This window comes from Wenzhouxiangella psychrophila (genome assembly GCF_042310375.1).
In the GTDB taxonomy this organism is placed as follows: Bacteria; Pseudomonadota; Gammaproteobacteria; order Xanthomonadales; family Wenzhouxiangellaceae; genus Wenzhouxiangella.
The window spans coordinates 22,373-37,480 of record NZ_JBHJMQ010000013.1 but is presented as its reverse complement, the minus strand read 5'-3'; the positions used below and the strand labels follow the sequence as shown (position 1 = coordinate 37,480).

The window sequence follows — 15,108 nt, the reverse complement described above, 5'->3', positions numbered from 1 at the left end:
CGGGTAAAATGAGCGGATTTTCACGCACTTGCGAATCGTCCATGCGCTATCCCGATATCTTTGATGTGATCGTCATCGGCGGCGGTCACGCCGGCACCGAGGCCGCCCTGGCCGCGGCACGGACGGGTGCGCGCACGCTTTTGGTAACCCACTCGATCGAGACGATCGGCCAGATGAGCTGCAACCCGGCCATCGGCGGCATCGGCAAGGGACACCTGGTGCGCGAAATCGACGCGCTCGGCGGCATCATGGGCCAGGCGGCCGACGCCGCCGGCATCCAGTGGCGAAGGCTCAACTCGCGCAAGGGCGCGGCCGTTCGGGCCACGCGCTGCCAGGCAGACCGCACGCTCTACCGCAACGCGATCCGCAAGGCCGTCGAAGCGCAGGAAAATCTCACCCTGTTCCAGCAGCCGGTCGACGACCTGGTGGTCGAAGGCGAGCGCGTCACCGGCGTGCGCACGGCCATGGGCCTGGTCTTCAGCGCACCGACCGTGGTGCTGACCACCGGCACCTTCCTGGGCGGGCGAATTCACATCGGCGACACCAATCTGGCCGGTGGACGCGCCGGCGACGCACCGGCCAACGCCCTGGCCGAACGCCTGCGTGAGCTGCCCTTCACCGTCGGCCGGCTCAAGACCGGCACGCCGCCGCGCCTGGACGGGCGCAGCATCGATTTCAGCCAGCTCGAGGAACAACGGGGCGACGAGCACCGGCCGGTCTTTTCCTTCCTGGGCGACCGCAGCCAGCACCCGGAACAAGTCTCGTGCTTCATCACGCGGACCAACAAGGCCACGCACGAACTGATCCGCGCCAACCTCGACCGCTCACCCATGTACGCCGGCCACATCGAGGGCAACGGCCCGCGTTACTGCCCGTCGATCGAGGACAAGGTCGTGCGGTTCGCCGACAGGGACTCGCACCAGGTATTCCTCGAGCCCGAAGGGCTGGGGCTGAACGAGTGGTACCCCAACGGCATTTCCACCAGCCTGCCCTTCGACGTACAGGTCGAACTGGTCCGTTCCGTTCCCGGCCTGGAAAACGCGCATATCACGCGCCCGGGCTACGCCATCGAGTACGACTTCTTCGACCCGCGCGAACTCAAGGCCAGTCTGGAAACGCGGCACCTGGCCGGGCTTTTCTATGCCGGCCAGATCAACGGTACGACCGGCTACGAGGAAGCGGCCGCCCAGGGCCTGATCGCCGGGCTCAACGCCGCCCGCCAGGCACGCGGCCAGTCGCCCTGGACGCCGGGTCGCGACCAGGCCTATATCGGCGTGCTGGTCGACGACCTGATCACGCAAGGCGCACCCGAGCCCTATCGCATGTTCACCAGCCGGGCGGAATTCCGCTTGCACCTGCGCGAAGACAATGCCGACCTGCGGCTGACCGAAGCCGGCCGCGAACTCGGCCTGGTCGACGACGCACGCTGGGATCATCACTGCAGCCGCCGCGACGCCATCGAGGCCGAGCGCACGCGACTGGCCGAGCTGCGGATCCCGGCTCAGTCGACCCTGGCCAGGCAGGCAGCCGAAGCGCTTGACATCGATATCAAAAAGGACGTGACCGCCGAGGAATTGCTGCGGCGTCCGGAAGTCGAGTACCGACCGCTGATGCAGGTCGATGGCATCGGCCCCGGCGTTGAAGGTGAAGACGTGGCCGAACAGGTGGCCATCCAGATCCAGTATGCCGGCTACCTCGACCGCCAGCACGCCGAAATCAAGCGTCAGCGCCGTGCCGCACGGCAGACCATCCCGGAAGATTTCGACTTCGAGACGGTCAAGGGCCTGTCGTCCGAACTGCTCGAGAAACTCGAAAAGACCCGTCCGCACACCATCGACCAGGCCAGCCGCATTCCCGGCATGACGCCGGCGGCGATTTCACAGCTGCTGGTCTATCTCAAGCGCCACCGCTCGGCGGCCTGATCGGCCGCCGGGTCGGTAGCACGCACACTTCGATCAAATACCGTCGAGCTGCGACGTCCAGGTTCGCGGCCGATGATTGCCGTCAACGATACGGGAAGTACTGCCTGCCGGCAGCACCTGCAGCGTCTTGAGAAACTCGATGATCGAATCCCGACCGTAAGCGTCCAGATCCGACCAGGCCTCGTAGCTGGCCAGTGCCTCGCCCCGATGCGCCTCGATCGCCTCGCGCATGGTGGTGAACTTGCCGTGGTGGAAATACGGCGGCTCGTTGGCCACGCCCCACAGCCGCTTGGTCAGGAACCGGCAGTTACCGCTGTGGAAGGCGGCCGTGCCCGGTTGGGCATGCATGTTCAGCGATTCGCAATTGGGATCGTCCGGCCCGGTGGTGATGTCGTGGAGTTTCATGTCGGTGAAGGCCGGGACCGGGACGGTGCCCGTCGCGGGGTCGACCGACAGCCGGGGCGATTCCAGGCGTGAATCGTTGAGATTGACGGAAAAGTCGGGGGCGTCGCCGGGCTGCAGGTTGCCTTCCGGGTTGTAGGGGTTGGGTTCGGTGTACACCCAGCCTTCGTCGGACAAGGGCAGCGACGGCGTGTGACAGCTGCCGCAACCGACCTCCATGAACAGCTCCTCCCCGTGCGAGACGGCCTGTTCGATCCAGGGGTTGTTGGGAATGACGCGTCCAGGCACCCCGAGCTGGGCCTGATAGACCGTCAGTGCCGTGATGTCGGCGGTGCTGAGATTGCGGTCGTACCCGTCGCCGTCGACATCACCCTGTCCAAAACGCTCGACGGACTGGATACCGTGATGGTGATTGATGGCGTTGTTGGAGAACTGCCGCAGGGAGATCACGGCCGATGCCTGGTGGAAGGGGCGGATGATCAGGCTGGGCGGCTGATCGGCACCGGCGCTGGAGAGACTCGGTACCGTCAGGCCCTCGACGTCCGATGTATCCCAGCTGCCGTCACCGTTGCGGGCCAGGGTGCCGAAAAACACGCCCTTGGCCTCGAGCGTCACGGTTTCGCCGGGCGCCAGCGCGTCGCGCAGTGCCTGCAGCTCCGCGGTCATCTGGCGGGCCAGCATCTCGATATAGCCGGAACCGAACATGCCCAGCGTGGCGCGCGAGTTGGCAATCGTCTGGAGCGTCGCCGCCATCCCGGTCTCGTCGAAGGCACCACGGGTCGGGAATTCCTGATCGTACTCGTCTTGTGTGTCGAAGGTGGCGAAATCGAAACGCTGCCCCAGTACATGCACATTGGTCACGAAATCACCGCCACCGCCTGAACGCGGCATGTTGTGGCAACCGGCACAGGAATTGGCATCGGGTGCGGAAATCCTGTTGAAGTTGAACGGGAAATCCAGGGGCGAATCCGGATCGGACAGCGGCGCACCCGTTCCCTTGAGCGTGCGGCGGCCCGCGCCGTCCTGAACCGTCCAGTTGGCGCCGAACAACTGCTCGCCGTGGGCGACCAGCGCGTTGAGCGGCAGCTCGAACTCTTCGCCATCCGACAGGTAGCTTTCCACCGCGACTTCCCGGCCGATTTCCCGCATGCCGCAATCCACGTCGCCCCCCAGCGTGGCGCGAATGATGCACTTCGCAAAGGAGGGGGCGGCCTGCTGTGCCGTTGCGGGCTGAACCATCGTGGTGAGAATCATAAAAGCCAGCAGGGGCAAGGTATTGCGCAGGCAAACATGCATCACGCTTGCCTCCGGGCTGGTAAGGCAATTCTTCTTGTTCATTATTATTATCCCTCTGTGTTTTACCTCTGTCGCGAGGCCCATGCGGGCCGCAGACACCCATCATCCACGGCCCATGAATCTTGATTTCGTCAATACTGCGGAACCCTCTATCCAGCAGACCTGCAATCAACGATCAACAGCGTCTGCAGCATCCTTCCAGGCCTCACGATCGATATTCAGGTCCGGGAACTTGTCGGGATCGAATATCGGGATCTTGCCGGCCCGCCACTGTTCGTCGTAATCGTTCATCAGGCGGAAACCGACCTTCATCAGCAAGGCCAGCGCGATCAGGTTGAACACGGCCAGCAGGGCCATGGTCAGGTCGGCGAAACTGAATACCGTGGTCAGATCCTGCATCGACCCCCACAGGATCAGCACCAGCATCAGCAACCGGAAGACGATAAAGAAAATCGGATTGTCCGGCGTCATCCAGCTCGAGGAGTTCTCGCCCAGGTAGAAGTTGTAGAGAATCGAACTGAAGGCGAACAGCGTGAGGATCACGCTGACGAAGGTCTGACCCCAGGGACCGACGTGGTCCTGCAGGGCGAGCTGAGTCAGCACGACACCGTCGTCGACGGCGCTGGTCTCGTGAATGCCGGAAATCAGGATGATCAACGCCGTTGCGGTACAAATGATGGCCGTGTCGATGAACACGCTGAACGACTGCACGATGCCCTGGTTGACCGGGTGCGGCACGAAGGCCACCGCGGCGACGTTGGGCGCACTGCCCAGGCCGGCTTCATTGGAAAACAGGCCGCGGCGAACGCCCATCATGATGGCCGCGCCGATCCCGCCGCCAACCGCCTCTTCCAGGCCGAAGGCGCTCTTGACGATCAGCGCAAGCACACCGGGCACTTCGGCGTAATTGACGCCAACGACGCCAAGCGCCACGAGCACATAGGCGACGGCCATGACCGGCACGATGATCTCGGTCACCCGCGAAATGCGCTGCACGCCGCCGAAAATCGTCAGGCCGACGACGATGGTCATGACGATGCCGGTGATGTGCATCGGAATGTCGAACGCTTCTTCGAGCGACGAGGAGGCGGTGAAAGACTGCAATGCCACGAAGGCCAGGCCGAAGGTGAACAGCAGCAGCAGGGTGAAGATCATCCCAAGCTTGCGGCTGCCGAGACCCCGCTCCATGTAGTAGGCGGGGCCGCCGCGGTAGGTCGAGGTCTTGAACTCGGCGACCTTGAACGCCTGGGCGAGAGAACACTCGAAGAAGCTCGTGGCCATGCCGATCAGGCCGACAACCCACATCCAGAACACCGCACCGGGACCGCCGAGCGTAATCGCCACGGCCACGCCGGCGACGTTGCCGGCACCGACGCGGCCGGCAACGCTGAGCGTCAGCGCCTGGAATGAAGAGACGTGACCGGGGTGATGCTTGAATGCCTGGCCCAGCACCCGGAACATCTCGACGAAATAACGAATCTGGACGAAGCGGGAGGCGACAGTCAGGATCACCCCGATGGTGATCAGTACTGCAACCAGAACGTACGTCCACAGGAAATCGGTTACGGCTGCCAGCATGGCTTGGATTCATCCCCGTTTGTTGGAAGCGTCGTGCCGACCATCCGGACTCCCGGCCGGCACGACTGCGCCATCATACTCAAAGCGCCGAAGGATTGAAAACGCGCGGGAGCATCTGAACCGGTCTGCGCGAGGCGCGTTGGTCCTCTATCGCGGCGCCTCGCACAGGCAGTGCGCCATCACGCCGGGTCGACCCGCTTCGGCCTGCGTGAATACCAGCCTCAGATCGTCGAGCATGCGTCGGCCCAGGTCTCCCGGGAGCCAGGACCCGATACCGCGCGTGGCATCGACACCAGCCATGCGGATGGAGGCACCGGCCATGTCCACGAAAAACTGCTCGACGGGAGAGAGCTCGCGCTCGACGTATTCCAGCTCGTAGTCCTCGGCAATGCCCGCACTGCGCGCGGCCGACGCGATGGCCTCGTCGAGCGTGCCGAGCTGGTCGACCAGGCCGCGACGCTGGGCCTGGGTACCGGTCCAGACCCGGCCCTGCGCGACCTCTTCGACCTGATCGAGCGCCATGTGACGATGCTCGGCCACCAGTGAAATGAATTCGCGGTAGCCGTGCTCAATGAAGCTCTGCAGCAGGGTACGGGCGGATTCAGGCAGCGCGCGGTCGGAACGCAGGGCGCCGGACAGAGGCGTGGTGCCCACGCCGTCGGTGTGAACACCGATCTTGGCCAGGGTGTCCTGGAACGTTGGGAAAAAGCCGAAAATACCGATCGAGCCGGTCAGCGTGGTCGGATAGGCCCAGACCTCGTCGGCGCCCATCGCAATCCAGTAGCCGCCGGAAGCGGCGACATTGCTCATGCTCACGACCACCGGCTTGCCGGCTTCCTTGAGGGCCATCAGTTCGCTGCGAATGGCTTCCGAGGCAAATGCGCTGCCGCCGCCGGAGTCGACGCGCAAGACAACGGCCTTGATGCGATCTTCCTGGGCCGCCCGGCGAATCAGGCGCGAAGTCGACTCGGAACCGATCGAGCCCGGCGGCTGGTTGCCCTCGGTAATGGCGCCCTGGGCGACGATGACTGCGACGCGATCGGCACGGGGATGCCACTGGCGCGAGGCCCTGGCGTAGGTTCGGAAATCGATCTGCCGGAAGCCGCGTTCCGGATCGCTGGCGCCGCTATTGGCCAGTTCGCCGCGCAATTCCGGGCGGGTGACCAGGCGATCGACCAGGCCGCGCTCGAGCGCCATCTCGGCGAGATTGCCTTCAGCGGCCTCGACGGCATCGGCGTAATTCTCGGTCAGTTCGACCAGCACCTCGACCGGCAGGCCGCGATGAAGCGCGACCTGATCCAGCCAGCTCTGCCAGAGATCGCCGAGCCAGGCCTCGCTGGCGCGGCGATCCGCCTCGGACATGTCGTTGCGAATGAAAGGCTCCATCGCCGACTTGAACTCGCCGACGCGGAAGAGGTTCACGTCGACCTCGAGCTTGTCGAGCCCCTCGGCGTAGTACTGCCGGAAACGGCCATAGCCCTCGAGCAGAAGCAACCCATCGCGGTCGAGCCAGATTTCGTCGGCCATGGAGGCAAGCATGTACTGGCCCTGCAGCATCATCCCGCCGTAGGCGATCACCTTCTTGCCGGAATCACGAAAACGCGCGAAGGCGTCGGCCAGCTCGGTCTGCATGCCAGGCGGCAGCGCCCAGAGTTTGTCGGTGCGAACCAGGACCTGCACGATTCGATCATCGTCGGCCGCGTAGTCCAGCGCGGCCAGGATGTCGCGCAACCGGGTCTCGAGCCGCTCCTGTCCCAACGCCTCGTCGATCGCCCGCTCCATCGGGGTGCCCGTGTACTCTTCCACGACCGCGCCCTCGGGGGCGATGACCAGGGTGCTGTCCGAATCCACCATGATTTCGTCGGAGGAAAAGAACAACACGCGGATGATCAGGGCCAGCACGATCAGGAAGAGAATATTGAACACGGCCATGCGAAAAGCCGTCAGGCCGCGCCAGAAGCCCAGCCAGAGGCGGACGAGCACGTTGGGTCTCGAATTCGTAGTCATTGAAGATTTATTGCGCTGGAATGATGGGCTTGCATTCTACCCAGCCGGTGTGGATCCCCACAATGTGCCATTGGTCATTCGGAGCCCCTGAAAACTACTGCGCGCGCGCCTGACGGCGTCCGGCAGCGCAGGCAACGGAGCCTTGGCGGCTTTCCGAAGGAAAGAAGCCGGGGCGTAGTGCCGTTAAGCGCGTACTCGGAATCCTCATGTATTTCCGCACACATACACGCGCGACGGCTGCAATCCGGCGCTACTTGCACTATGCGCAAACCGCACCGGATATTCCGCCTGCGCTGCGGTTCCTGCGTTCCGGCGGCCACCGTCAGCCACGCGCTCGCTACGTTTTCAGCGGCTCCTCACTGTAGATATTTAGGGTGAGGAAAGCTCCTCGATTTCCTGCCATGAAGCGGTAATCCGCAGGAACCGTCCGCCCAGCAGGAAGGCGGCTACCGTCAGCCCGGCGATAATGCCGCACCACATGCCGGCCGGCCCCCAGTCCTGGCGGAACGTCAACCACCAGCCCACGCTCATGCCGATCAGCCAGTAGGCGAGAACGCTGTAGAGCATGGGCACGCGCGTGTCCTTGAGCCCGCGCAGGGCGCCGGCGGCCGACACCTGCAGGCAGTCGGCCAACTGGAACACCGCGGCGAAGAACAGCAGGCTCGCCGCCAGCGCCACGACCTCGGGATCGGGCGTGTAGAGGCGCGCGATCAGCTCGGGGAAAAGCACCATCGTGACCGAGGCCAGCGCGCCGAAAGACAGCGCGATACCGATACCGACCAGTCCGGCCCGGCGGGCCCCGGCCCGGTCGCGCCGCCCGACGGCATTACCCACACGCACCGTGATCGCGCCCGACAGGCCCAGCGGCACCATAAAGATCAGTCCGGAGAAATTGATCGCCACTTGGTGGGCTGCCACCGGCAGGGTGCCGAGCGTGCCGATGGCCAGGGCGCTGGCGATGAACAGGCTGGCCTCCAGGAAAACCATCAAGCCGATCGGCAGGCCGAGCACCAGCAAGCCGCGCAGCTCTCGCCAGTCCGGCCCGCTGAAGCGCTCGAATACGCCGAACGGCCGGTAGTAGGGACGCCACTGCACCCAACCGGCCATCATGAACAGCTGCAGCCACAGCACGACGGCCGTGGCCCAGCCACAACCCTCCGCACCCAGCGCGGGAAACCCCAGCTTGCCGAACATCAGCACGAAGTTCAGCGGCACGTTGAACAGGATGCCCATCACGCCGATGTACATCGTCGGGCGAGTGTGGCCGGTGCCTTCGGAAAAGAATCGCAGCACGAACATTCCGGCCAGCGCCGGCATGCCCCAACTGATCGCCAGCAGGTACCGGTGAGCCAGGTCGGCAACCCCCGGCTCCACGCCGATGATCGACATCACCCCGTCGCCGCGGCGCATCAGGAAAAACAGAACCGCCGATACCGCCAGGGCAAGCCACAAGGCCTGGCGCGTCAACTCACCGGCCTGCCGACGCCGGCCGGCCCCGTCGAGCTGCGACACGGCGGCGGAAACGGCCATCATCAGGCCGACGACAAACACCATGCCGGCCGCCCAGATGGAGGAACCGACGGCGACCGCACCGAGATCGAGCGCGCCGAGGCGACCCGCCATCACGGTGTCGACGAAAGTCATGGCGTAGCTGGTCACCTGGCCGACGATCAGCGGGCCGGCGAGCAGCAGCGTTCGCCGGATTTCGGCGGGCAGGTCGGGAGCGGGCGCGCTGGCGGGCATGCGGTCGTGGACGCGGAAACGGTGGAGAAACGGCATTGTCCGCGGCACGACAAGCAGGCGCAAGCCGGAGCTTTAACATCCGGCTGTTACGCTGTTCCCTTGGCTATGTGGCCGACGATTTCCGCAGGAGCGAACGCATGCCGATCACCGGACTCCGCCCGATCATTTTCTGCCTGGCCCTGCTCGCGCTGACGGCCTGCTCGACTCGCCAGGTTCAGGATTCACTGTCCGGCGCCACCGCCCAGCAACTGCTCACGCACAGCATCGACGACCTGGTCCGGGCCCTGCCGGCGGCCGACTTCACGCCCTACTCCGGCAAGCGCGCCTTCATCACAAGTCACTTTCCGCAATACGCGGCCGTAAAGCAGTATGCGGACGAGCGCCTGGGCGTCGAGCTGGCCAGGCGCTACGACATCGAGGTGGTCGACGCCGCCGAAGACGCGGATATCAAGCTCCAGGTCTTCTACACCGCGCTGGGCACCGATCAGGACCAGAAAGGGTTCTACATCCCCATCGGATTCATGCCGGGTGTCGACGAAAGCACACAGGTCAACCTGGTCACGCTACAGCAGTTTCACGGCGTGGCCGAGATGTATTACTTCATCGGACCGACCGGCACCGAACGACGCGGCGCCATACTGCAATCGCGCACCCGAACCGACGCGCTCGGCCTGCCGATCATCACCATACCGATCTCAAGCATCGATCGCGCGGGAGAAGGCGGGGACTGACCGCCAGTCAGGAGTCGAGCTGCTGCCGAATCTCCCCGGCCAGGCGCTTGCCTTCTTCCACGCCCCACTGGTCGAAGGGGTTGATGTGCCAGATGACCGACAGGGTGTAGACGACCTGTTCGAAGGCGGCGAGTAGCCAGCCCAGGGAGTGTGCATCGAGGCGGTCGACCAGCAGGGTGGCGACGGGTCGGTTGCCGGGCATGAGCTGGTAGGCTTCGCCGTCGCTGCGGCCGTTTTCGAAGGCCGATGCCTGCGCGAGCAGGTGCGCGAGCTGGCGACGATGCCAGTCGGGGTGGCCATGGTCGGCCTGGCGGGCACCGACCAGGATCAGGGGATGGGTGTCCGGCCCCTGGTGCAGGGCCTGGAAGATGGAATGCTGCAGGTCGGTACCCCGGCCGCCGAAAATCAGCGGCACGGCGGGCTGATCGAGCGGGCGGTCGTCGAGGTCGACGCCCTTGCCCAGACTCTCCATGAACAGTTGCTGCAGGAAGTCGGCGAGCAGGGCCAGGCGCGGTTCGTAGCTGACGACACCCAGGGTATTGCAGTCGAGTTCGCGCCGCAGGTAGTGGATCAGCAGGCCGAACAGGGGGATCAGTGACTCCGCGTCGGGTCGGCGATGGAATTCGGCATCCGCGGCTTCGGCGCCTTCCAGCAGGGCGCGGAATCGTTCGACGCCGATCGCGGCCGCGCAACTGACGCCCACCGACGACCACAGCGAGAAGCGCCCGCCGGTCCAGGACGGAAACGGGAGAACGTGCGCATCGGCCAGGCCGAATTCGCGGGCGCGATCGACGTTGGCCGTCGCCGCCCAGCTGCGCTCGGCCCAGTCGGCGCCCAGCCAGTCGCGCGCGGCTTCGGCCTGCTGCAGGGTTTCTTCGGTGGAAAAGGATTTCGAAGCGATCACCAGGCCGGTCGTGGCCGGATCGAGCTGACGGCAAAGTCGCTCGAAGCGCCGGCCGTCGAGCGTCGAAAGCCAGTGCACGCGCACGGCCGAATCGCCCTCGTCCAGCGCGTCGGTCACCAGCCTGGGCCCAAGGTCCGAGCCGCCGATGCCGATATGCAGCAGGTCGGTCAGGCCCGTATCACCGGAATGCAGCCGGTGTGCGACGTCCAGAAACCCCTCGCGGTCGGAGATGACCTGCCGAGCCGCATCCGTGCCCAGGCCCTCGAAGGGTTCGGCGGCACGCAACGCCATGTGCAGCGCCGGCTGGTTCTCGCTGGGATTGACGATGTCGCCGGAAAACAGGCGCTCGATGGCCGACCGGAGCCCACACTCGGCCGGCAGACGCTCAAGCCCGGCCAGCTTGTCGCGCGTTAAGGGAACGCCGGAGAAATCCAGCGTCCAGCCGCCGCCGCTGCGCGTGAAATCACGTCCGCGCTCGGGGTCGGTCTGGCGAAGTTCGGCCACGCTGGGAATGTTGTTTTTTTGCAACGCCAAACGCTCCGAAAAAGAACTCAGGCGGCCTGCGGGGGAATCCGACCGGCCGTGCGCGCGATCCGGTTGTCGGCGTCGGGATAGACCAGGCGCGGTTCGTGCTCGGCGGCCTCGGCCTCGCTCATGCGTGCGTAGGCGGCGATGATGACCAGATCGTTTTCAGCCGCCTTGTGCGCGGCGGCGCCGTTGACCGAGATCACGCCGCTGCCACGTTCGCCGCGAATGGCGTAAGTCACGAAGCGCTCGCCGCTGGTGATATTGTAGATATGTACTTGTTCGTGCTCGATAATTCCCGCCGCGTCCAACAGGCTCTCGTCAATCGCGCAGGAGCCCTCGTAGTCGCGTTCGACGCGAGTGACGGTCGCGCGGTGAATCTTGCCTTTCAGCATCGTCAGTTGCATGTCGATGACCTCCGATCCAGTCGGAATAACTACCTGTCACCCAAAAAAAACCCCTCCCCTGGTGGAGGGAGGGGCAACGGATGTCGGAGTGATGTACCTCGCTTCGCGCCCTGCGACCTTAGTTGAACCGTTGCGGTTTTACCAAGGTTGGTGGTAAGTCTACCACAGCTTATGCGGGAATGCCAGAAAAAGTGACACAAAGCACAGTCTGCAGAGCACAATTTCTTGGAGACACGACAGCCCGAAAAGTTCCACCGGCGTTGACACCTTTTCTTCCATAATGCCCGTTCAGCTTGTCGCAAAGAAGCCTGTCAATGAACCAATCCAGCCTCTCACCGGCCCCGGCGCTCGCCCTGGAGGGCGTCAGCCGACGCTTCAGCGATGGTGAGCGGGTTGTTACCGTGCTCGAAGGGCTCGATTTTCGGGTTGAGCGGGGTGAGCGCGTTGCCGTGATGGGCGCGTCCGGCTCCGGAAAGTCCACCCTGCTGAACCTGGCCGCCGGCATGGATCGGCCCGACGAGGGCCGCGTGCGCTTGCTGGATGAAGCGCTCGATGCCATTGACGAACCCGAGCTGACCCGCTTCCGGGCGCGCCACGTCGGCCTGGTGTTCCAGGACTTCAACCTGATCGATTCGCTGAGCGTTCGCGAGAACATCGCGCTACCGCTGTGGCTCAACGGTCTCGACGACATGCAAGCGGACGTCGATGGGCTTTCGGAAACACTGGGCATTGCCGAACTGATGGACCGCCTGCCCGACCAACTCTCGGGCGGGGAGAAGCAGCGCGTGGCCATCGCCCGCGCCCTGGTCCACCGGCCCGAAGTGCTGCTGGCCGACGAGCCCACCGGCAGCCTGGACGAGGCCAGCGCCGAGCGCGTACTGGCCCTGTTCGACCGGGTCACGGCCGAGAGCGGCTGCGCCCTGGTCCTGGTCACGCACAACCCGCAGGCCGCTGCGGTCTGCGACCGGCAACTGCAGCTGCGCGGCGGTCGCCTGAAACAATCCTGATGCGCCTGCTGTTTCAGTCTTCCCGACGTTTTTTCCGGCGCCACCCCGGCCAGTTCATGCTGGCACTGGCGGGGATGGCCGCCGGCGTGGCCGTGATGACCGGCGTTGCCCTGATGCGCGACGTGTTGATCGACTCGCTCGACGGTGCGGCCGAGGCCCTGGCGGGGCCGGACAGCGTTCGGGTGACCAACCCCGGTGGTCCGCTCGATGAAACCCGCTTCGCCGAACTGGCCCGAACACCCGGCGCACCGGCGCTCACACCCGTGCTTGTGGAGCGCGTCCGTTTCGATCAACAGCGCCTCGAATTGCTGGGCATCGATCCCTTTTCAGGCGGAACCCGCGGGCTGCTGCCGCCGGCGTTACTCGCGCAGTTGCTGGAATCGCCGGCCGCGGCGGCCGCCAATGCCTCCACCCTGGAGCGCCTCGATCGCTCACCGGGCGATCGCGTGTCCGTACGATTCGGGGAGCGCACCCTCCAACTCGACCTGGTCGGGCCGGTGCCGGCGGGGCACAACCTGGACGATCGTCTGCTCATGGACATCGCCGCCCTGCAGGATCTCGTGGGTCGCCAGGGTGAATTGAGTTGGATCGACGCACCTGCAGAGGCGCGCGGCTGGCTGCAGGAACGACTGCCCGACTCGCTGGAGCTCGGTAGCGCGGCCGAACGCCGCGATGCCGCGGCCCGGTTGACCGAGGGCATGCGCGCCAACCTCACGGCCATGGGACTGATCAGCCTGACCGTGGGCCTGTTCGTGATCTTCAGCGTCCTGTCCTTTCTGCTGGTCCAGCGCCGCCGCAGCCTGGCACTGCTGCGCGCCGTGGGCGTGACCGGCAACCGCATTACCGCCCTGCTCTTGGCCGAAACCGCAATCGTGGCCGGCCTGGGCGCGCTGATCGGTCTTGTCGGGGGCACGCTACTGGCCGACAGCCTGATCGGATTGGTGCGCACGCCGGTCGCCGAGCTCTACGGCCTTCTGGCACCGGCCGGCGTCCAGCCAACCGCCGGCCTGTATGCGACGCTCTGGCTGATCGCCGTGGGCGCGGCCCTGTTCGCCGTCACCGGCCTGCTGCGCGAAGCGCGCCGCATTCCCCCCGGCGCGATGCTGCGCCCACCCTCGACCGCAGGCACCCCCCGGCTCGTGGCCACCGCGGCCGCCTTCGCTTTGATGGCCCTGGCTTTGTGCATCGTGCTGGCCAGTTCCAGCCTGCCGCTGGCCTTCGTCGCCCTGTTCCTGGCCCTGGGCGGCTTCGCCCTGCTGGCACCGGCGCTCGGCATCCGGATCCTGTCCTTGCTTCGTTGCATTGCGCCGAACCGCCTGCCGGCCCGGGCGCTGGCGCTGCTGCTGGCCGGGCAAGCGCGCATACGACCTGCGCTGGCGGCCCTGAGCCTGGCCCTGGCGCTGGCGGTCGGCCTGGCGATGATGGTGCTCGGATTCCGCGCCGCGGTCGACGACTGGATCGACCGCCTGCTTCGCGCCGACAGCTACGTCACCACCAGCCAGGCCGGTCTTGACGCCGCCATGGTGGAGCGCATTGCCGCATTGCCGAATATCGAGACCACTTCCAGCGCCCGGCGCGTGACGATCGGCGACGGCCGCCAGCTCATCGCTTACGACCTGCCGCCGCGCGCCTGGGCGGGCTTCGAGTGGCTCGCCGGTGACCCGCAGGTCGCCTACGCATCTTTCCGTGCCGGTGAGGCGGTGGTCGTTTCCGAGCCGCTGGCCCGGCGAGACCGGCTGGAAATCGGCGATGAAGTACGCCTGGAAACACCCGAAGGCGTGCGGCATTTCCCGGTCGCCGCCGTCTACCGCGACTACGCCAGCGAGCGCGGCAGCATCGCCATGCATGCGCCGACCTACCGGAAACTCTATGGCGATTCCCTGCGCGAGAGCCTCGGCCTCTACTACGCAGACGCGGCTCTCGACGAACAAGCTCTGGCCGAGCGCCTGCGCTCGATCGACGCCGACCTGCAACTGACACGTCGCGAAACCGTCCGGGAGTCGACGCTGGCCGTTTTCGATCGCACCTTCCGCATTTCCTGGGCCCTGGCCGCGCTGGTGGCCATCATTGCCGTCATCGCCCTGGTCAGCGCCCTGCTCGCCCTGGGGCTGGAGCGCCGACGCGATTACGCCACGCTGCGGGCGCTGGGCCTGACCCGCGGCCGCCTGCATGCCCTGGTGGTCTGCCAGACCGCCGGCCTGGCCCTGGCCGCCGCCGTGGTGGCCGTGCCCCTGGCGGTCGCCATCCACCTGGGCCTGTCGCTGGTCATCCAGCCACGCGCCTTCGGCTGGAGCCTGCCCCTGAGCTGGCCGCTGACGCCGCTGGCGGTCATGCTACCCCTGGCCGTCATCAGCGGCCTGCTGGCCGGGCTGTATCCGGCCTGGCGCATCGGCCGGCGCGATCCTGGCCCCGAACTAGGGAACCTCTGATCAATGATGGCACGGAGCGCGTTTTGTCGGAGAAGCCGCATATCGTGTGGTGCGACCCGAGTGACAGTAGCCATAGCTACGGCCGAGGGGCGCAATGCGCGAGATGCGGCTTCTCCGGCAAAACCCTTCGGGACGGGCCTTTGCGGGGTCTCCGATC

At 65.7% G+C, this 15,108-nt stretch carries 10 protein-coding genes; 4 read left to right on the top strand and 6 right to left on the bottom strand.

Going from position 1 to position 15,108, the window contains the following annotated elements; all coding sequences use genetic code 11:
• Positions 1 to 41 precede the first annotated feature (41 nt).
• Positions 42 to 1,922 carry a tRNA uridine-5-carboxymethylaminomethyl(34) synthesis enzyme MnmG gene (gene mnmG / locus ACDC66_RS14200; RefSeq protein ID WP_376697421.1) on the top strand — a complete coding sequence of 627 codons (1,881 nt, stop codon included), beginning with the start codon at positions 42 to 44 and terminating at the stop codon, positions 1,920 to 1,922.
• A gap of 33 nt (positions 1,923 to 1,955) precedes the next feature.
• On the opposite strand, the gene ACDC66_RS14195 is transcribed toward mnmG, so the two are convergent.
• From ACDC66_RS14195 to ACDC66_RS14180, 4 genes are all read right to left on the bottom strand, one after another.
• A complete protein-coding gene (locus ACDC66_RS14195; protein ID WP_376697393.1) occupies positions 1,956 to 3,662 on the bottom strand; it encodes a di-heme oxidoredictase family protein in 1,707 nt (568 codons plus the stop codon).
• Between the two features lie 126 nt (positions 3,663 to 3,788).
• Positions 3,789 to 5,198 carry an alanine/glycine:cation symporter family protein gene (locus ACDC66_RS14190; protein WP_376697392.1) on the bottom strand — a complete coding sequence of 470 codons (1,410 nt, stop codon included), beginning with the start codon at positions 5,196 to 5,198 and terminating at the stop codon, positions 3,789 to 3,791.
• 147 nt (positions 5,199 to 5,345) lie between these two features.
• Positions 5,346 to 7,205, bottom strand: a complete 1,860-nt coding sequence (gene sppA / locus ACDC66_RS14185) for a signal peptide peptidase SppA (protein WP_376697391.1) — start codon at positions 7,203 to 7,205, stop codon at positions 5,346 to 5,348.
• A 369-nt stretch (positions 7,206 to 7,574) separates the two neighbouring features.
• Complete coding sequence (locus ACDC66_RS14180) at positions 7,575 to 8,984, bottom strand: MATE family efflux transporter (RefSeq protein WP_376697390.1); 1,410 nt, start codon at positions 8,982 to 8,984, stop codon at positions 7,575 to 7,577.
• A gap of 101 nt (positions 8,985 to 9,085) precedes the next feature.
• Between ACDC66_RS14180 and ACDC66_RS14175 the strand changes: the two genes are divergently transcribed.
• Positions 9,086 to 9,679: a hypothetical protein gene (locus ACDC66_RS14175; RefSeq protein WP_376697389.1), complete on the top strand. Its 594-nt coding sequence runs from the start codon at positions 9,086 to 9,088 to the stop codon at positions 9,677 to 9,679.
• A 7-nt stretch (positions 9,680 to 9,686) separates the two neighbouring features.
• Here the strand turns inward: ACDC66_RS14175 and ACDC66_RS14170 are convergent, their stop codons facing one another.
• Positions 9,687 to 11,111, bottom strand: a complete 1,425-nt coding sequence (locus ACDC66_RS14170; protein WP_376697388.1) for a hypothetical protein — start codon at positions 11,109 to 11,111, stop codon at positions 9,687 to 9,689.
• Between the two features lie 23 nt (positions 11,112 to 11,134).
• Positions 11,135 to 11,515: an aspartate 1-decarboxylase gene (gene panD, locus ACDC66_RS14165; RefSeq protein ID WP_376697387.1), complete on the bottom strand. Its 381-nt coding sequence runs from the start codon at positions 11,513 to 11,515 to the stop codon at positions 11,135 to 11,137.
• Positions 11,516 to 11,829: 314 nt separating this feature from the next.
• Between panD and ACDC66_RS14160 the strand changes: the two genes are divergently transcribed.
• Positions 11,830 to 12,522, top strand: coding sequence for an ABC transporter ATP-binding protein (locus ACDC66_RS14160; RefSeq protein WP_376697386.1), 693 nt, complete (start codon positions 11,830 to 11,832; stop codon positions 12,520 to 12,522).
• Positions 12,522 to 14,951: an ABC transporter permease gene (locus tag ACDC66_RS14155; protein ID WP_376697385.1), complete on the top strand. Its 2,430-nt coding sequence runs from the start codon at positions 12,522 to 12,524 to the stop codon at positions 14,949 to 14,951. Before ACDC66_RS14160 ends, ACDC66_RS14155 begins: the two co-directional genes overlap by 1 nt.
• The last annotated feature ends 157 nt before the right edge of the window (positions 14,952 to 15,108 follow it).